Below are 19,985 nucleotides of genomic sequence, written 5' to 3' on the forward strand. Positions count from 1 at the left end.
TTATTCGTTAGTTGATTATCTTACTGTTTTTCCTTCGCTGAGACGTAACACTTTTTCATGCTCGCCGACGATCCATACAATATCTCCCTGTTCGAAAACCGTAGTGGGAGGCGGGTTCTTGATCGAGTGGGAGTCGCGTTCGATCCCGATGACCAGGCAGCCGGAATTGTCGCGGATACCCGATTCCAGAATGGTCCGGCCGATCAGTCCTGAACCTTCGCTGATAAAGAATTGCTCCATGTTCACCTCTTTTGTTTCCTGCAGGTTGTTCATCGATTCTTTATAGCGTTCTTCTATATATTTCCGGAAATGGGTCAGATCGTCGTCGGCACCGACAACGACCAGCTTGTCGAACGGATAAAGCCGTTCGTTTCCTCCCGGTATGTTGATACGTTTGCCTCCACGGATGATCGTGACGATATTTACATTACATTTCTGCCGGAAGTTAAGCTCTTTAAGTGTTTTGCCCATACTGGGCGAATTCTGTTTTACTTCAAAGTCGGCCAGGTGAAGATCACGCTCCAGCAAATGGCTGGCAAATCGTTGGTTGATGGGGGCATTCCGTTCGTTTTCCATCTCCCGCGCAGTCAGGTTTGTGAAGAAATGGCGTTCCATCAGGATCGATTGTTTTTTCAACCGTTTGGAGAAAATGACCAGGGCAATGACTGTGGCGGCGATTGCAATCCCTATTCCGAGGGCTGTATTCAGCAATCGTGCGATCGGAAGCATAACGAGTCCTATACATAATATAATACGCAGCACGATCAGGGAGACGAGCGGACCACGGTTATATTTGTTGTCATGCCATAATTGCTCATATTCCACCGAATGATTTTTCTTCATCATGATGGCGCGCAGCATCGGAGAGATCAGAAGAAGGATCAGGACCAGTGAAATGCTTTGTCCTTGTATGCCGGGAAGTTGCTTGATGATGAAGGGAGCCACGAACTGCAGCCAGATAAAGATCAGTACCAGGGTGACGGCGGTATAAGTACCTACAATACGTACCAACGCTTTTAGCAACTTATCCCAGGTACTTTTCTGCCGGATCGTGTTAGAACCGGAAGAATAACGTTCGAGAAAATTCATCCAGCTGGCAGGAATGAGCCGTTCGGCTATTTTATAGGCAGGTTCTGCCATACGTATCATATAAGGGGTGAAAAAGGTCGTTATGACGGAAACAGCGACAACGATCGGGTAGAGGAAATTATCAGTCACCTTGAGTGTTAACCCCAGGGAAGCGATGATAAAAGCAAATTCGCCGATCTGTGCCAGAGAGAAACCCGATTGGATGGCGACTTTGACTGTCTGTCCCGACAGTAAGACTCCGAAACTGGCGAAAAGTATTTGTCCGATCATGACAACGAGGGTCAGTATCAGGATCGGGATCTTATATTCCCAAAGCAATACCGGATCGATCAACATGCCGACAGAAACGAAGAAAATGGCACCGAACAGGTCTTTTACCGGTTTTACGATGTGTTCGATATGTTCGGCATCGATCGTTTCAGCCAGGATCGAACCCATAACGAAAGCACCCAGTGCAGAAGAAAAACCGGCTTTGGTCGCGATCATAACCATCCCCAGGCATAGACCGAGACTGACGATCAGCAGCGTTTCGTCGTTGAGGAATGTCCGCGCTTTCTTCAGGAAAGAAGGGATGAGGTAAATACCGACGACAAAGCAGAAAAGGAGAAAGACACCTAGCTTGATCACGCTGTCCAGTAATTCCATGCCTTCGACATGTTTACTTACGGCAAGTGTAGAGAGCAAGACCATCAGCAGGACGGCAAACAGGTCTTCTACGACCAGTATACCGAATACGACTCCGGCAAACCGCTGGTTGCGTAGTCCCATATCGTCAAAAGCTTTGAATATGATCGTGGTGGACGACATCGAGAGCATTCCGCCCAGAAAAAGACTGTTCATATGTCCCCAGCCGAGCGATAATCCGGTGATATAACCGAACGTCATCATCCCGATAACGACCGTGACTGCCCCGATCACCGCTGTTCCACCGACTTTCATCAGTTTCTTGAAACTGAAATCGAGCCCCAGGGCGAAAAGCAGGAAGACAACGCCTATGTCCGCCCAGATACGGATACTTTCTACGTCTGAAACTGTGGGAATTTCTTTTATAGCCGGGCCTGCCAGAATTCCGGCAACAATATAGCCCAGTACGACCGGTTGCTTTAATCTCTTGAAAAGCAAAGTAACAAGCCCCGCAGAAATCAGTATTACTGCCAGGTCTGAAATTAATGAAGGGATCTGTGACATGCTTTCACTCTTTTTCGGTTGGCAAAGTTAGACATTTATTTTAATTTTGCCGGTCAAATAATGAGCCAAAATGAAGAAGAAACATCCGATAGAAGCATTGATTGAACAGGGCGAGCATCAACAGCTCGATTTCAAGTTCGAGGTAAGCGATAGTAAAAAGATTGCCCGTACCTTGTCTGCTTTTGCCAATACCGATGGCGGTCGGTTGCTGATAGGAGTGAAAGACAACGGGAATATCTCCGGTGTCCGTAGTGAAGAAGAGTATTACATGATCGAGGCTGCATCGAAAATGTATACTCAGCCGGAAGTTCCGTTTGAAGCCACCCGCTGGGAGATAAACGGAAAAACCGTATTGGAAGTTTATATTGCGCCCAGTGCGGATAAGCCCCACCTGGCACCTGATAAGGAAGATAAATATAAGGCCTATATACGTGTTGCCGATGAAAATATTCTGGCCAATGAGATCCTGATGCTTTCGTGGGAGAAAAAGCGTAGGAAAGACGGGACACTGGTGAAGATCAGCAAACCGGTGGAACGCCTGTTCGCCTATCTGGACGAACATCCATCTATCAATGCCGGGCTGCTTTGTCGTATCGGCCATGTAAATTATTACACGGCCAGGAATATTTTAAGCGACCTGCTGGCGATCGATGCCTTGCGATATGTGGTCGTCGATAAACGTATCCTTTATGAGCGTGTGCCCGGTAATGATAAACTGGTATTATAGGATGAATGTCTCCACATAGACTTGTGCATTCTCGAAACGGACGACTTTCACTTTCGTCCCTTTTTCGATAAAACCTGAATCGGATACGCCGTCATAGAGTTCGTTGTTGATCATCACTTTGCCCGAAGGGCGCAGAACGGTGAAGGCTGTTCCTTCTTTTCCGATCAGTGGGGCGAGGGAAGGCGAGGAATGGGCATCTTCCAGATCTTTATGGAGTGCCACTTTCCGCAACATGCCTTTTGTCCCTATTTTGTTGGACAGCCAGATCATCAGAACGAAACCCAGTCCCAGTCCGATCAGAACGGTAAGGACTGCCTCGCCGATTTCCTTGGTGGAGACTTCTTCGAAATTGAAATCCGTATTATTCAGTAAACTAAGGGTTAATCCGGCTACCAGGAAAATGATCCCGCTGATACCGGCTATCCCGAATCCGGGTATGATAAATATCTCCGCCGCAATCAATAACAAGCCGATTATAAATACCAGGATTTCCCAGTTTTGTGCCAGACCGTCGATATATAAGGGAGCGAAGTAAAGTATAGCTGCGGCAACGGCTGCTGCTGATGGAAAGCCGAGGCCGGGTGTCTGCATCTCGAAGTAAATTCCCCCGATAATAATAATGATCAGTAACGATTGCAGCATAGGATTCATCAGGAAACCTTTCAGGTCGTCATACCAGGATGGCTTATATGTTTTCAATTCGTAATCGTTATATCCCAGATACTTTGTAATCACTTCACCGGGTGTTTCTGCAATGCCGTCGCAATATCTCCATTCCAGAGCCTCGTCGGCTGTGAAAGTAAGAACTTTTCCCGAGTCGATCAGATGGGGAACGACAACGCGCTCATCTACCATCGCTTCGGCGATCAGCGGATCTCTTTTCCATCTGAAAGTCGTATCCTTTCCTTGTATGATCGTATCTTTTCCGTGTGCTTCGGCAGTCGATCGGATCATGGAGCGCATATATGACTGGTATTTGTCGGGTAAAGCGGCCCCAGTCTGATTGACGACGGTTGCTGCCCCGATATTGGCGCCTTTTCTCATAAATATTTTTTCACACGCAATGGATATAAGTGCTCCTGCCGAAGCGGCATTGTTGTCGATAAAAACGTAGACGGGTATCGGATTGTATAAAATTGCCGTACGCATTGAATCCGCTGCTTCGAGCAGTCCTCCATAGGTGTTCATGTGGAGAAGGATGGCATCCGCTCCCAATGATTTGGCTTCTTCCAATCCGTTATGGAGATAGATACGGGTGGTGTTATCTATCTCTTTCTTTATATCTATCTGGTAGACGATCTTTTGCTCTTCTCCCTTTGATTTAAAGGTTGTTACCAAAAGAAATAGCAGCAGAAACAAGAGTCCTGAATTTTTCATCATTTTGTCTAATTATCTATACTTTTTGTACTTTCTTGAAAATTGTAACATATAACTTGTAAATTTTGTATTTGTACAAGTTGCAAACTTGCAAAAGCTGTTCATTTTCAGCTGTGTTTGTTATAAATATATTAAGTTACGATTTTTAATATTAATATTTCTCAAAGCAACATTCGATATCAATAATATTTCCTATATTTGTATTGTCTCTCAATAGTGAGGGGCTATACTTAACCGGTATTAACCTTTTATAAATAGTAAGTAATATGAATGCGTTGCAATTTCAGAAAAAATTATTGAGCATGCAAGAAAACATGATGAATTTTGCATTGATGCTCACCGCAAATCGGGATGACGCCCAAGATTTGATGCAGGACACAACGCTGAAGGTTTTGGACAATCAGGAAAAGTTTGTTGATAATATTAATTTTAAAGGATGGGTCTTGACCGTCATGCGTAATATCTTCATAAACAACTATCATAAGATAGTTCGTACGCAGACAGTTGTTGATCAAGGTGTTGATTTGTATAATTTGGACGTCGTTAATGATTCAGGGTTTGATTCTCCGGACGGAGCATATCAGATTCAGGAAATCACAAAGGCCATTAATGGATTGAATGATGAATTGAAAGTTCCTTTTTCCATGTTTTTAAGTGGTTATAAATATAATGAGATAGCAGATAAACTGAATGTACCGCTGGGAACCGTAAAGAGTCGTATCTTCTTTGCCCGCCAGGAGTTGCAAAAAGTTTTGAAGGATTTCCGCCTGGGATAGTGGTTAATATTCTAATAAACAAGTTAATAAAAAGAAGGAGTTTCCGTTTGGAAGCTCCTTCTTTTTTTAATATATGGATGATAAAAATGACATATTAATGAATAAATACGTACTTTTACTGCAAAATTCTAAAACACAATGAGAAGTTTTGCAAGCGATAACAATTCTGGTGTCCATCCCTTGGTGATGGAGGCTGTGATAAAAGCAAATGAGGATCATGCGATCGGATATGGCGACGATCCCTGGACAGCTGCCGCAGTGGCAAAGATCAAGAGTATATTCGGTGGAGAGGCATCTCCATTCTTTGTTTTTAACGGGACCGGCGCTAATTCGGTAGCGTTGCAGGCCGTAACACGTCCTTTCAATAGTATTTTATGTGCGGAAACGGCACATATTAATGTCGATGAATGCGGTGCTCCGGCACGTATGACCGGTTGTGCGGTTGTAACGATCCCGACCACCGACGGTAAACTTACTCCGGAGCTGATCAAGCCACGTTTACATAACTTTGGCGTTTGCCATCATTCGCAACCGAAGGCCGTTTATATTTCTCAGGTTTCAGAACTGGGTACAGTCTATACGATTGAAGAGGTGAAAGCGATTGCAGACTTACTGCATGCTCATAATATGTATTTGCATATGGACGGTGCACGTCTGGCGAATGCCTGTGCCTATCTGAATTGTTCCATGAAGCAAGTGACGGTAGACGCCGGTGTCGACATTTTAAGTTTCGGCGGTACCAAAAACGGTATGGTGATGGGGGAGGCTGTCGTTTCTTTCCGTCCGGAAATTACGGAAAACCTGCAGTATTACAGAAAACAGTCGGCTCAACTGGCTTCCAAACTACGTTACCTTTCAGCTCAGTTTATCCCTTATCTGGAAAATAACCTGTGGCTTGAAAATGCAATGAAGGCGAATATCAGTGCAGCGAAACTGGCTGCTGCGCTCAAACAATATCCGCAGATACAATTTACGCAGAAAGTAGAAACGAATCAGATATTCTTCACGATCCCATCCGAACCGTTGAAAAAACTCCAGGAGCGTTATTTCTTCTATATGTGGAATGAAGAAAACAATGAGGCCCGCCTGGTTACTTCCTGGGATACGACCGGCGAAGATATAGCTGAATTCGAACAGGATTTGAAAGAAGTAATGGGAGAATGTTAATCACTAAACTATAAACATATGAAACATGGGAGTGGGTTAATGGCGGTACTTTTTATGTTATTGCCGTTATGCAACCTTTATTCACAGGAGAAGGGAGCGAGGGAAGAAAATACCTTGCGTATAATGAGTTATAATATCCGTAACGGGAGAGGAATGGATGATGTTTCCAACTTTCAACGTACGGCCGACGTGATCAATAAAGTGCGTCCGAATGTTGTTGCCGTACAGGAAGTGGACAGTGTGACGGGCAGGAGCGGTCAGACCGATGTATTGCGTGTGCTGGCTGACAAAACATTGATGTATCCGGTATATGCTCCTGCTATCGATTATGACGGAGGAAAATACGGTATCGGCATGTTGAGCAAAGAGAAACCGCTCGGTTATCGGTATCTGGCACTCCCGGGAAGAGAAGAAGAACGTGCCCTGCTGATCGTTGAGTTTGAAAAGTATATTTATTGTTGTACCCACCTTTCCCTGACAGTGGAAGACCGCCTGGCCTCGTTGGAGATTATAAGCCGAGAAGCTGCAAAGGCGAATAAGCCTCTCTTTATTGCCGGTGACTTTAATGCTCATCCGGATTCGGAAGTCATTAAAGGTATACAGAATGATTTTGTAATCCTGACAAATACCAAGCAACCGACTTTCCCGGCAGATGAACCGACTGAAACAATCGATTATATTGCGGCTTATGCAAAGGATACTACTGCCTTTACACGTCTTTCCGCCTGGGTAGTCGATGAACCGGCAGCTTCCGATCATCGTCCGATCGTAACGGATATCGTTTTCAAACAAACCGCTGACAAGATCTTCCGTACGGAACCTTATTTGCAGAATCCGGTAGGGAACGGAGTTACGGTTATGTGGCAGACTACCGTTCCTGCTTATAGTTGGGTTGAATATGGCACGGATAAGAATCAGTTGAAGAAAGCGCGTACCATCGTGGATGGTCAGGTGATTTGCAACGATTTGCAGAATAAGATCAGGCTGAATGATCTGGAACCGGGCAAGACTTATTATTATCGCGTTTGCTCTCAGGAAATCATGCTTTACCAGGCTTATAAGAAAATATTCGGGGAAACGGCTGTTTCCGATTTCCATACATTCACGTTGCCGGAATCTTCTACATCCGATTTTACAGCCATTATCTTTAATGACCTTCATAAGCATTCGGAAACATTGCAGGCACTATATAATCAGGTAAAAGGTGTAGATTATGATTTCGTTATCTTTAACGGCGATTGTATCGACGATCCCGCCAATCATGATGAAGCAACTCATTTTCTTTCTGAACTGAATGAAACGGTCGGGGCAGCGGATGTTCCTGTATTTTATCTGCGTGGTAACCATGAGATCAGGAATGCTTATTCGATCGGTTTGCGTAAACTGTTCGATTATGTCGGCGATAAGACATACGGTGCGTTTAACTGGGGCGATACTCGTATCGTCATGTTAGATTGCGGTGAAGATAAACCCGATGATCATTGGGTTTATTATGGCCTGAATGATTTCTCCGCCCTGCGTGAGGCACAAGTAGGCTTCCTGAAAGAAGAACTGGCTTCCAAGTCGTTTAAACAAGCAACGAAACGCGTGTTGATCCATCATGTGCCTATTTATGGAAAAGATGTAGACCGTTATAATCCTTGTCTGGAATTATGGGGTGGCTTATTGGCGAAAGCTCCGTTCAATGTATGTATCAATGCACATACTCACCGTCATGCTTATTATCCGAAAGGGGTTGCCAATGGTAACAATTTCCCGGTTATCGTAGGTGGCGGTTACCGGATGGACGGTGCGACGGTCATGGTACTTCAGAAAAAAGGAAAGGATATGACTTTGCGTGTATTGAATGCCAAAGGAGAGACCCTTCAAGATCTGAAACTGTAATTAAATATTTATCATCAAATAACAAATATGGATATAAATACTGAAGAGTTAGAAGAGACTATTATTCCGGTAAAAGAAACAGATCTGATTTACGGTATAGATGACCGTCCGCCTTTGAAAGAGGCTTTGTTTGCAGCTTTGCAGCATTTGCTGGCTATCTTTGTCGCGATCATTACTCCGCCGCTGATTATTGCGGGTGCTTTGAAGCTCGATCTTGAAACAACCGGCTTCCTGGTGTCGATGGCTCTTTTCGCTTCCGGTATATCCACATTTGTACAATGTAAACGGATCGGTCCGGTAGGAGCCGGACTGCTCTGTATACAGGGAACGAGTTTCTCGTTTATCGGACCGATCATTTCAGCCGGACTAGCCGGTGGCCTGCCGCTTATTTTCGGTGTTTGTATGGCTGCTGCTCCGATCGAAATGATCATTAGCCGGACATTCAAATATATGCGTTCGATCATTACTCCGCTGGTTTCCGGGATTGTCGTGCTGTTGATCGGATTGAGTCTGATCAAGGTCGGTGTAGTCTCCTGCGGAGGTGGGTTTGCTGCGATGGATAACGGAACGTTCGGTAGTTTGAGGAATATCGGTGTGGCGGCAACGGTATTGCTGAGTGTACTGTTCTTCAATCGTTGTAAAAACAAATACCTGCGTATGAGTTCGATCGTACTTGGGCTGTGCATCGGTTACGGACTGTCTTTTGCCTTAGGCATGGTCGATATGAGTGCGGCTTCTTCCCAGAACCTGATGGGATTCAATATCCCGGTACCTTTTAAATACGGACTCGACTTTAATATCTCTTCTTTCATTGCTATTGGCCTGGTTTATCTGATCACGGCTATCGAAGCGACAGGAGACGTGACAGCCAACTCCATGATTTCCGGTAAATCGATTGAAGGAGAGGGGTATCTGAAGCGTGTTTCGGGTGGTGTGCTGGCAGACGGTGTAAATTCTTTTGTTGCCGGTGTCTTTAATTCGTTTCCAAACTCTATCTTTGCACAAAATAACGGGATTATCCAGTTGACGGGCGTTGCCAGCCGTTATGTCGGCTATTATATTGCCGGCATGTTGATTTTACTGGGATTATTCCCGATCGTGGGAGTGGTGTTCTCTTTGATGCCCGATCCGGTTCTCGGAGGGGCGACATTACTGATGTTCGGGACGGTAGCTGCTGCCGGTATCCGTATTATCGCTTCACAGGAGATCAACCGGAAAGCGACACTGGTATTGGCCGTCAGTCTTTCTCTGGGATTAGGGGTAGAACTGATGCCAGATATTTTGAAAACAGCTCCGGAAGCTATAAAGGGAATATTTTCATCCGGTATCACTACCGGTGGTTTGACGGCGATCATAGCCAATGTCCTGATTCGCGTAAAAGAAGACAAAGTAGATAAAACAGAATAAAAACACATGGAATTACTTAAACAGCGTATTTTGCAAGATGGCAGATGTTATCCGGGAGGCATCCTGAAAGTGGATAGTTTTATTAATCACCAGATGGACCCGATGCTTCTGTATAAGGTTGCTGAAGAATTTATCAGACGTTTCGAAGGAGAACATATCAATAAGATCGTGACGATCGAGGCCAGTGGTATTGCTCCGGCTATCATGGTCGGATATATCTTGCAATTGCCGGTGGTATTTGTGAAGAAGAAACAACCGAAGACAATGGAGAATATGCTGAGTACGGTAGTCCATTCTTTTACGAAAGATCGTGATTATACGGTTTGTATAAGTAATAACTTTTTGACAGCCGACGACCATATTCTTTTTATCGATGACTTCCTGGCTTTCGGTAATGCGGCTATGGGAATGCTGGATCTGGCAAAACAGGCAGGTGCTACTATCTCCGGCATGGGCTTTATCATTGAGAAAGCCTTTCAGGACGGTGGAAAAGCTTTGCGTGAATCGGGTATCCATGTGGAAAGCCTGGCAATCATAGATAATCTGGATGATTGTAAGATCACGATCCGCTAGAAGGAAACCAACTAATTGAGTAAAAATAATGAATACAGAAGTAAAAGAAAGATTGCTTGACAGGGTAAAAACGAACCCATATGTAAATCATCTGGGCGTTCAATTCACGACGGTAGAGGATGGAATAGTCGAGGCACGCATGCCTTTACATGATGAACAACGCCAGTACAGCGGGGTTATTCACGGAGGTGTGCTGGCTGCTTTGGCGGATACGATCGCCGGTTTTGCCGCTTATACGATGACACCGCTGGACAAAGATGTCCTGACGGCAGAATTGAAAGTCTCTTTTTTAAGAGCCGCCTGGGGCAAGGAACTGATCGCTAAAGGAACGGTGATCAAACCCGGACGTCACGTTCATTTCAGCGAGTGTGAGATTTATTGCGACGATAAACTGGTCAGTAAAGCATCTGGTACGTTCAGTGTCGTGCAGCCCCAGGTATAAACAATAACAAAGAATCATTCAGATTGAAAAGCGCAGACAAGCTGTGTTTTTCATGATCGGCAGCTTCAGGATATCCTCTTGCTGCCTTTTTTCTATCCGTACGATAATGGCACGGTTGAAACCCCCGTGTCCGATCGCCAGGATACGTTTTCCGGGGAAGTTCGTTTGCAGGAATTGCAGAAACTCTCCGGCTCTTTTATATAAAGCCTCCAGGCTCTCTACGCTTTCCGGGAGTTTTTTGAAATCCAGTTCATTGGCAACCTTTCCGGTGTAAACACCCCAGTCCATTTCCCGGAGTAGCGGCGTTTGAACCGGCTCCAGTCCTTTTCGGCGGGCAACGACCATGGCGGTATCGTAACTCCGTGCCAGGTCGCTGCTAACAATGATATCGATCTCTTCCTTTTCCAACAGGTCGGCAAGTTGTTCCGCCTGTTGTTTGCCCAGTTCGGAGAGATGTCCGGGCATCTGTCCCTGCATGATGCGTAGTTTATTTTCTTCCGTCTCCCCGTGACGGCTTAGTATAAGCGATATATTCTGTTCCATATTATTTATATTTGATCCATTTGATCATCTCTTTGATGCTCGGTTTCTTTCCGTACATCAGGATACCGACCCGGTATATCTTGGCGGATATCCAGACAATTCCGATAGCGGAAGCATATAATAACGCTACAGACAATAGCTTTTCCCATAACGGTATTTCAAACGGGATGCGTACCATCATGACGATCGGAGAGGTGAACGGAATCATCGAACACCAGAATGCCAACGGTCCGTCCGGGTTCTCCATACTATATATACCGGCGTACAAAGCAAAGATCATAAAGATCGTAACCGGAGCCATAAACTGCTGGGTATCCTCCTGGCTGTCGACAGCCGAACCGATAGCAGCAAATATGGAGGCATATAACATATAACCGCCAATAAAATAGATGATGAAAGAGATTCCTATTTCCGCAATATTGATCGAATTGATAATTCCCATAATCTCATTGCCCGAAGAGGAGGCCAGTGCGCCTGCATCCATCATGCCCATGGACGGGGTTGCCTGTAAGGCTGTCACATCCACACCACCGGAGAACATGAATCCTCCGACAGCCACGAGGATCGTTGTGATAACTCCCCACAGGAATACCTGTGTCAGCCCGACAAAGCCGATACCGATGATTTTCCCCATCATCAGATCGAACGGGCGAACCGATGAGATCATCACTTCAATGATACGGTTGGTCTTTTCTTCCATAACACCTTGCATCACCATCGCTCCATACATCATGATAAACATATAAATGATAAAGGTAAATACCATCCCGATCACGGAAGCCACGGTAGCCGATGAGGCACTTTCCTTGCCGTCTTCACTCCATTTGATCGTTTGTACATTAAAGTTGATCTTACTTTCCCGGATGATCTCTCTCAGGTTAGGGATATTGAAGGAAGCCAGTTTCTCGCTTTCCAGCTGTTTACTGAGTGTCTGGTTGACCATCCGGCTCAGTTCTACCGGTACTTGTTTTTCAGAATACAAGGTCGCTGCTTTGGGATTGTCCAGCAGATCGTCCGTGATACTCAGGAAGGCAAATATTTCTTTGTCCTCGTTTTGCCGGTATTCATCCAGCGTCTTATTGCTATGGATGAAATGATAGCTTTCGTTATTCTCGAACAACGGGGCATACTTTCCGGTCGTATCGATGATGGCAACGTTACGTACTTCGTCTCCCTTGATGGTCGATAACCATAACGGCACGAATACCAGTGCGGCAAACAGAAATGGTGTAAGGAACGTTAGCAGGATAAACGACTTTTTGCTTACCCGGCGCAGATATTCTCTTTTGATAATAAGTCCTATTTTATTCATGCCTGTGTAGAGTTTGTGCCCGAAACGGTATTAATAAATATATCATTCATGGATGGAAGTTCTTCGGTAAACGATAGAATCTCGACCTCTTCGGATAAAGCGGATAATAAGGCGGAATTGCTGACTCCGTCTGCTTTATGGATTTGTAATTCGCGTATCCCACTTTGGTCTTTTTCAGAAAGCAGTGTGAAAATATCAGAATGATCGTTTGAAAGTTCGCTGGCAGATGCGATACGCAGTGTAAACGTATTGTTGCGAAAACGGTTTCTGACCTCCGCAACATTACCCGACAGTACGACTTGCGATTTGTTGATCAGGGCTATATTGTCACATATTTCTTCGACGGAAGCCATATTATGGGTAGAGAAGATGATCGTATGCCCTTTTTCTTTCAGTTCCAGGATTTCCTGTTTCAGCCGTTCTGCATTCACCGGGTCGAAGCCGCTGAACGGTTCATCGAAGATGAGCAATGCCGGTTCGTGTATCACGGTTATGATGAACTGTACTTTCTGTTGCATCCCTTTTGATAACTCCTCCAGTTTCTTATTCCACCAGGGCATGATGTCGAACTTTTCAAACCAGCGGGTCAGGCGGGTCCGGGCTTCCTGATAGGACAATCCTTTCAGTTGGGCGAGATAAATGGCCTGTTCGCCGACCTTCATCTTTTTGTATAATCCCCGTTCTTCGGGCAGGTAACCGATCTGATAAATATCTTCCGGCTTCGATTCGCGGCCGTTGAAACGGACAATCCCGCTGTCAGGAGCCGTGATACGGTTGATAATACGGATCAGCGTGGTTTTTCCGGCACCGTTCGGTCCGAGTAACCCGAATATTTTCCCTTCGGGAACTTGTATGCTGACTTTATTCAGGGCAAGATGATTGGCATATTGTTTGACCACATCTTCTGTTTCCAGAAAGTTCATAGGCTTTAAGATTGTTACATTTTTAATACGATACGTTCTCCCAATTCTTTACTCAATACATTTTTTATTTCGTTCAGGTGGGTGAGTTGTTTCATCAACTCGAACACCTTATCTTCATTTCCCTGGGCATGTGCCTCTTTAATACCCAGTTGTGTCTCCTTTATCTGCCGGAGGATATAGGCATCTTTCATGGCATATAGTTCACGGATGACCAGCTGGTCCAGTTTATCCTGCTCCTGTTCCAACTCGCGGTATTTACTGTGATATTTGCTTAGTTGATACTTTTCGCTGATCAGGTTGGCGGCAAGCCTGCTGACATTCGGGTCTGGATGGGCCAGAAAATAACGGCTGGCTTTAAATCCCTCGGTCTTGCATTTCTCTGAGGCTTCGTCGAGCATGCTTTTAAAGATTGGGGTATAAAAAGTCAGATCGTCACGCTCCAGGTCGTAACGGATATATTCTGCAACTCGCATTATGACCTGTTCGTTTGTCTCCTCATCCACATAATCGAACAAGACCTGTTCACCGTACCGCACGATATATTTCAACAGCGTAAGCTCATATACCTCATACGGAGAGCGTTTCGGTTGGACGGGATGAGCCGGTTGTGTAGGTTGTACCGGTGGAAAATCGGGCGGTGGAACCTCCATAGGCCCTGTCTCTTCCATCGGATATTCTTCCATTGGCGGTGGAGGAGGAGGCATATTATCGTCCGGTAATGGCATCGCATCGTCCGGCGGTGGCAAAAAGCTATCCTCAACGATTGGCTGGTAACCGGGAATATCAGGATATTCCGGTATTATACTCATCGTATTGGATACCGGAGGAGTACCCTGTGTATTTTGTCTTTCTTCTTTGCTTAAACGGATTTTATTGACTTCGTTCAACAACACCTGTTCGTCTATCTCCATCATTGCACTGCATTCGCGGATATAGATGGAACGGGCAATATTATCGGGAATGATGGCTACCGTACGGATAATATCCGTGATCAGCGACGATCGTTTGATTGGGTCGTTTCCTGCATCATCCAATAATAAACGGGTTTTGAAGCGGATAAAGTCTGTTTCGCTCTGCTTGATAAATTCAGCAAACTGACTGGCATTGTGTTTACGGGCGAACGAGTCGGGGTCTTCACCGTTGGGGAGCAGGACCACCTTGACATTCATGCCGTCTTCCAGCAACAGGTCGATACCGCGCAGAGCGGCTTTGATACCGGCGGCATCACCGTCATATAATACGGTTATGTTACTGGTGAAACGGTGTATAAGCCGTATCTGTCCTTGTGTAAGAGCCGTACCGGAAGAAGCGACGACATTCTCGATTCCCGCCTGGTGCATGGAGATCACATCGGTATAGCCTTCCACCAGGAAACAGCGGTCTTCCTTTACGATGGCCTGTTTGGCGAAATAGATACCGTACAACTCATTACTCTTGTGATAAATCTCACTTTCCGGTGAGTTGACGTATTTGGCTGTCTTCTCATCTTTTTTGAGTACGCGTCCACCGAAAGCTACGACTTTTCCGCTTAGGGTATGTACAGGAAAGATCACACGGCCACGGAAACGGTCATTGACTCCTCCGTTGTCATAGACGATGACGAGTCCTGTCTTTTCGAGAAATTCTTTTTTATAACCGTTCTTGGTTGCTGCCTTATATAAAGCATCCCGCTGGTCAAGACTGTAACCTAATTGAAATTTACGGATGGTGTCTTCCCGGAATCCACGTTCGGCAAAATAACGCAATCCGACGGTTTTCCCTTCTACGTGTTCGTACAGCTGGGTGCTGAAATACTGTTGTGCCCAACTGTTGACGATCAACATACTTTCCCGGTCACTGCGTCTTTGCTTTTCCTTATCGGTCAGTTCCCGTTCCTGTATCTCGATGTTGTATTTCTTGGCAAGATAACGTAAGGCATCGAAATAGTTCAGCTGTTCATGCTTCATAATAAAATGAACAGCCGTGCCTCCTTCGCCGCAGGCAAAACATTTACATATATTTTTAGCCGGAGAGACGTAGAAAGAGGGTGTTTTGTCAGTATGAAACGGACATAATCCTACATAGTTGATCCCTCGCTTGCGCAAGGTAACGAATTCAGAAACAACATCCACAATGTTTGCAGCGTCAAGTATCCGGTCTATGGTAGGTTGATCGATCATTTAATTATTTCCTTCCTTATAATAACGGAAGGCAAATGTAGTGATTTTATTTGAAATATGTTTACAGGACTGCTACCTGTTGTTCAAACTCTTCTTTATTCAGTGCCTTGCTTCTGACCTTACTTCGGTAGGAATAAACCGTAGCCAGCGAATATCCCAGGAAATGGGCGATATTGCTACTGTCGTTTATTCCGAGCCGGATGAGGGCGAAGATGCGGAGTTCGGTCGATAATATCTCACCGGATTTAGGATATAATTTTCCTTCTTCCGTCATTAAGCCGTTAAAAGATTCGATGAAACGGGGGAAGAGCCGGAGGAATGATTTATCGAACTCGTTGTAGAAGTTTTTCCGCTCGTCGCGTATGAATTGTTCGGACTTGATCGTCTTGAACAAATCATCCAGCTTGGAGGCCATTGCCAGTTTGGCGAGTGAACGGCGATATGTATCCAGTTTATCCAGATAGATAACGCATTGGTTCAGGTAGAGTGCGATGTATTCTTCTTTTATTTTGCTGGCCTGGCTCAATTCCTGGTTGATCTCCTGTAACTGTTCGTTGGCGGCACTGACTTTCTTACGCATAAACGACAGCTTTTTCATCTGACGGTAGAGGTAAACGATGGTGATCAGTAAAAGGACCGCCATCAGGCTGATGCTGATAAGCAGGGTACGGGTAATCTGTTTCTCTTTCTGTATCTTTAGTTTATAAACTTTATCCACGATCGGGAAAAACTCGGTCACTTCGACTGAACGGAGACGGGCATTGCAGGCTACGGCATCTTCCATCGAACAGCTCAGGTATTTGTATGCCCGTTCGATATCTCCCTTTTCAAACATGAGTAACGCCAGTTTTTGCAGGGATATATATTCACGTTTGGCTGCTTTCAGATCGCTGATTGCTGTTTGGGACAGGTAATAGATCTGCTTTTCCGTATCGCCTTTTTGAGCGTATGCCTGGGATAGGTTATATAATATGTATATAGCGGATTCTGTGCCCTGAGCTTTTGTCAGTTCGTCGTTCATCAGGCGAATGGCTTCATCCGGATTACCGTTTACGATCAACTGGTCTGCCAGTACGATATTATGGTCGATGCCGTTTGGCGTAACAGCCAGGATCGAATCGCGGTAAGCGTTTGTCTGGGCGATGTATTTATGACGGTCGTTCGTGCGGGTGTAATCGGCTATCCATCCATAGAAAGTACGGCTGGTATAATAATAATAAAGTAATGAGCCTTCACTAAGACTCTCTCTCTGTATTTGTTCCAGCTGTTCGGGAACTTCGTTATAAAGCCCCATGATACCGAGAACCTCTGCCCGGGCTATCCGCAGGTCATTCTTATAGGATGGGTTACGGAGTGAGTCGGTCAAAGCCTCTCTTCTCTCTAGGTAACGCAAGGCTGAATCTGCCTGGAAATGCAGATAGATACCGAATAAAGTTCCGTATAGTTCATATTTGCTTTCCAGCGAAGAGGTCGCTTTCAACAGACTTTTAATGCTATCGGCTTCCTGTTCCCGTTGCTGCTGGAAGAAAGGTTTCTGCGCAATCGTGCGATCCAGTTCTTTTAGCAGGGATAGATTCGTCTTGTCTTTTTCAGAAGCATAAGACAACTGAATGCAGAACAGAAACAGGAGAATGGCTGATATCGTTTTAGTCATAGGAGTGTTTTTCTCAATGTTCTGTATTCATTTGGTGAATATCCGACGATACGCTTAAATGCCCTACTAAAATATTGTGGATATTGATACCCTAGAGCATAAGCGACATCACTGATTGATTTGGCCGGGTCGGCGAGTAACTCTTTTGCTGTATCCATTATTTTCGACAAGATATATTCCTGTGCAGAAGAACCGGTTACTTTTTTTATCAGATCTCCGAAGTAATTCGCCGATAAGTGTAGTTTTTCTGCGCAATAAGCTACGGTCGGTGTTCCAAATAATTGGGGTTTATCCGACGTAAAATAATCGTTCAGTAACGCTTCGAAGGTGCTGAGCGTATCTTTATTCTCTTTTTTGCGGGTAATGAACTGACGATCATAAAACCGGGTACAATAATTGAGTAATAACTCGATAGCCGAGGCAATAATCAGATTACTGTGCTTGTCCGTCGCTCCTTTGATTTCTTCATCGATCTTTATCATACAGTCGATAACGGTTTGTCGCTCCTGTTTCGAAAGGTGTAGTGCCTCATTGACAGCATAGGAAAAAAATGTATAGTCCTGCATATGACGTCCCAGGGGTGTGCCGTGTAACAACTCGGGTTGAAATGTCAGCCACCACCCTTTGGGCTGAAATACTTCACCTGTATCGTCGTTACCGATAATCTGTCCCGGTGCGGCAAACACCAGTGTCTCCTCCTGAAAATCGTATAATTTTCGACCGTATTTAATCTGGTCGGCACATTTAATGTCTTTTAGATAAATGACATAGAATCCAATATTTTTACGGGTATGATGCAACGGTTTGATTTTCGACGCATCGATCACGCTGACCAATGGATGGGGAGTATCTATACCCAAAAAATCATTGTAATCTTTGATCGTATTCAGTTTTATAATCTTCTCCATAACAGCATGTATCATTGTTTCTATACAAAAATAAGAAATATCTTCGGGTTGTCAGTCCTGATCTGTAATAATTATACACAGAACCGTAATTTATGACCGGTCAAAGCAGAAATATCAGACTAATTTTGCATCAGATAAAACAGATAAATAAATATTCAGAAGAATGAAAATAGAATCAAAATTAGTGATGACCCTGTTCTGTATCTTGTTTTGGTGCGGAAATGCGGTTGCACAAACTCCAAAAGTGGAACAAGAGATGGACAACAAACGACAACACATTGTAGAGGTCGCGACCCTTGTGGGTAAGGGAGACCTTCATCATTTGAAACCAGTCCTCGTTACGGGACTGGACGACGGAATGACCGTCAATGAACTCAAAGAGGTAATGGTACATACCTATGCTTATTGTGGATTTCCTCGGGCATTGCGCGGACTGCAAACTCTTGTCGAGGTACTTGCCGAACGCAAAAAAGAAGGTATCGAGGATAATTGGGGGCGGGAAGCATCGCCGATAACCGATACCCGCAGCAAGTACGAACGAGGACGGGATATATTGGCCGAGATATCAGGTGTACCTGCCGATGCGCCGAAAGCCGGTTATGCCGTACTGGCTCCCGAAATCGAAGTGTTCCTCAAAGAACATCTTTTTGCTGACCTCTTCGAACGGGACGTATTGACCTACCAGGAACGTGAATTGGCTACTGTTGCTGTAATCGCCTCACTTGGTAAAGGGGTGGAACCGATGCTGCGTAGCCACATGAATATTGCAATGAACATAGGTGTCACTTCCGACGAACTGCGCAATCTGTTTGCCGTAGTTCAGAGAAATATCGGTCGCAGCGAAGCCGATGCCGGACGACTGGTACTGAACGACCTACTGCACAGTAAAGGGTTGGCTGTATACTCCGATGCCCCGTCTCAGATATTGGATGATGGAGTGAAAGTGCAGAAAGTGGCTTTCCACAATCGTTTTCTGATAGATATTGCAGGTGATCTTTATCTGCCCAAAGATTACGATGAAACAAAGAAGTATGCTGCAATCATCATCGGTCATCCCTTTGGCGGCGTAAAAGAGCAGACTTCGGGACTTCATGCCCGCAGGCTGGCGGAGCTCGGTTATGTAACGTTGGCTTTCGATGCTTCCTACTATGGCGAGAGTGGTGGCTATCCACGTCGTATAGAATCACCCGAAGTGCGTGTGGAAGATTTCAGTGCTGCGGTCGACTTCCTGTCGAATCACTCGGCTGTCAATGCCGATAAAATAGGTGTCATCGGTATCTGTGGGGGGGCTGTTACTCTGTCAGTGCCACACAGATCGACCACCGTATCAAGGCACTTGCCACAATCAGCATGTACGACATGGGGCGTGCCAGGCGTCAGGGTGTTGGAGATTCGCAAACGTATGAGCAACGTATGGCAATTCTCGATGCCATCGGCGTGCAACGTACTGCGGAATACAGTGGTACTGCGCGCAAAGATATCCGTGCACTGCCTGAAAAAGTAGATGCCTCGACACCGAAGTTTGCGATCGACTTCCTCGATTATTACGATAATCCGGAACGTGGCCAGCATCCTAATTCCACGGGCTATTACTCCTACACGAGTCTTGCTCCGATGATGAACTTCTTTCCTTTTGCACAGATAGAAACCATCTCTCCGCGCCCGGTACTTTTTATTGTGGGTGAGAACGCCGTATCTGCCTATTTTTCAGAAGGTGCCTATGCGAAAGCAGCCGAACCAAAAGAGTTGTTTGTCGTACCCGGAGCAACGCATGTGGATTTATACGACCAGCCGGAGTATCTGCAGATCACGCTTCCCAAACTGGATGCTTTCTTCAAACAATATCTGAAATAATA

General features: G+C 45.2%; 15 protein-coding genes and 1 pseudogene. 8 read left to right on the plus strand and 8 right to left on the minus strand.

Features of this window, described 5'->3' with window-relative positions:
• Positions 1-15: 15 nt before the first annotated feature.
• Positions 16-2,277, minus strand: a complete 2,262-nt coding sequence (locus DWW23_RS04195; RefSeq protein ID WP_122352040.1) for a cation:proton antiporter — start codon at positions 2,275-2,277, stop codon at positions 16-18.
• 70 nt (positions 2,278-2,347) lie between these two features.
• Here DWW23_RS04195 and DWW23_RS04200 point away from each other — a divergent pair, with 70 nt between their 5' ends.
• Positions 2,348-3,004: a helix-turn-helix domain-containing protein gene (locus DWW23_RS04200; RefSeq protein WP_122352041.1), complete on the plus strand. Its 657-nt coding sequence runs from the start codon at positions 2,348-2,350 to the stop codon at positions 3,002-3,004.
• Here the strand turns inward: DWW23_RS04200 and DWW23_RS04205 are convergent.
• Positions 2,999-4,381: a nodulation protein NfeD gene (locus tag DWW23_RS04205; protein WP_122352347.1), complete on the minus strand. Its 1,383-nt coding sequence runs from the start codon at positions 4,379-4,381 to the stop codon at positions 2,999-3,001. The genes DWW23_RS04200 and DWW23_RS04205 overlap by 6 nt on opposite strands.
• A gap of 266 nt (positions 4,382-4,647) precedes the next feature.
• Between DWW23_RS04205 and DWW23_RS04210 the strand changes: the two genes are divergently transcribed.
• The 6 genes from DWW23_RS04210 (at position 4,648) to DWW23_RS04235 (ending at position 10,630) form a co-directional block, all read left to right on the plus strand.
• Positions 4,648-5,157, plus strand: coding sequence for an RNA polymerase sigma factor (locus DWW23_RS04210; RefSeq protein WP_028728578.1), 510 nt, complete (start codon positions 4,648-4,650; stop codon positions 5,155-5,157).
• A gap of 138 nt (positions 5,158-5,295) precedes the next feature.
• Entirely contained in the window at positions 5,296-6,324 is a 1,029-nt protein-coding gene (locus DWW23_RS04215) for a low specificity L-threonine aldolase (protein WP_122352042.1), read from the plus strand.
• Positions 6,325-6,378: 54 nt separating this feature from the next.
• A complete protein-coding gene (locus DWW23_RS04220; RefSeq protein WP_187576647.1) occupies positions 6,379-8,208 on the plus strand; it encodes an endonuclease/exonuclease/phosphatase family protein in 1,830 nt (609 codons plus the stop codon).
• A gap of 27 nt (positions 8,209-8,235) precedes the next feature.
• Positions 8,236-9,615 (plus strand): nucleobase:cation symporter-2 family protein, encoded by a 1,380-nt coding sequence (locus DWW23_RS04225; RefSeq protein WP_122352044.1) that lies wholly within the window; start codon positions 8,236-8,238, stop codon positions 9,613-9,615.
• 6 nt (positions 9,616-9,621) lie between these two features.
• The gene (xpt, locus tag DWW23_RS04230; protein WP_122352045.1) at positions 9,622-10,188 is read left to right on the plus strand and encodes a xanthine phosphoribosyltransferase; all 567 of its coding nucleotides are present in this window, start codon (positions 9,622-9,624) and stop codon (positions 10,186-10,188) included.
• Positions 10,189-10,216: 28 nt separating this feature from the next.
• A complete protein-coding gene (locus tag DWW23_RS04235; protein WP_075558412.1) occupies positions 10,217-10,630 on the plus strand; it encodes a PaaI family thioesterase in 414 nt (137 codons plus the stop codon).
• 18 nt (positions 10,631-10,648) lie between these two features.
• Here the strand turns inward: DWW23_RS04235 and DWW23_RS04240 are convergent, their stop codons facing one another.
• The 6 genes from DWW23_RS04240 to DWW23_RS04265 all read right to left on the minus strand — a co-directional run bounded on the left by DWW23_RS04240 (position 10,649) and on the right by DWW23_RS04265 (position 18,129).
• Positions 10,649-11,173: a histidine phosphatase family protein gene (locus DWW23_RS04240; RefSeq protein WP_122352046.1), complete on the minus strand. Its 525-nt coding sequence runs from the start codon at positions 11,171-11,173 to the stop codon at positions 10,649-10,651.
• Between the two features lies 1 nt (position 11,174).
• Positions 11,175-12,485: an ABC transporter permease gene (locus tag DWW23_RS04245; RefSeq protein ID WP_122352047.1), complete on the minus strand. Its 1,311-nt coding sequence runs from the start codon at positions 12,483-12,485 to the stop codon at positions 11,175-11,177.
• Positions 12,482-13,408, minus strand: coding sequence for an ABC transporter ATP-binding protein (locus tag DWW23_RS04250; RefSeq protein ID WP_122352048.1), 927 nt, complete (start codon positions 13,406-13,408; stop codon positions 12,482-12,484). The genes DWW23_RS04245 and DWW23_RS04250 overlap by 4 nt, the downstream gene beginning before the upstream one ends.
• 14 nt (positions 13,409-13,422) lie before the next feature.
• Entirely contained in the window at positions 13,423-15,567 is a 2,145-nt protein-coding gene (gene dnaG / locus DWW23_RS04255) for a DNA primase (RefSeq protein WP_122352049.1), read from the minus strand.
• A 61-nt stretch (positions 15,568-15,628) separates the two neighbouring features.
• Positions 15,629-17,221, minus strand: coding sequence for a DUF6377 domain-containing protein (locus DWW23_RS04260; protein WP_122352050.1), 1,593 nt, complete (start codon positions 17,219-17,221; stop codon positions 15,629-15,631).
• Positions 17,218-18,129, minus strand: coding sequence for an AraC family transcriptional regulator (locus DWW23_RS04265; RefSeq protein ID WP_122352051.1), 912 nt, complete (start codon positions 18,127-18,129; stop codon positions 17,218-17,220). The genes DWW23_RS04260 and DWW23_RS04265 overlap by 4 nt, the downstream gene beginning before the upstream one ends.
• 187 nt (positions 18,130-18,316) lie before the next feature.
• Here DWW23_RS04265 and DWW23_RS04270 point away from each other — a divergent pair.
• Positions 18,317-19,983: pseudogene (locus DWW23_RS04270) on the plus strand (alpha/beta fold hydrolase).
• Positions 19,984-19,985: the final 2 nt, after the last annotated feature.

The organism is Parabacteroides sp. AF14-59 (genome assembly GCF_003479515.1).
Lineage (GTDB): Bacteria > Bacteroidota > Bacteroidia > Bacteroidales > Tannerellaceae > Parabacteroides > Parabacteroides faecis.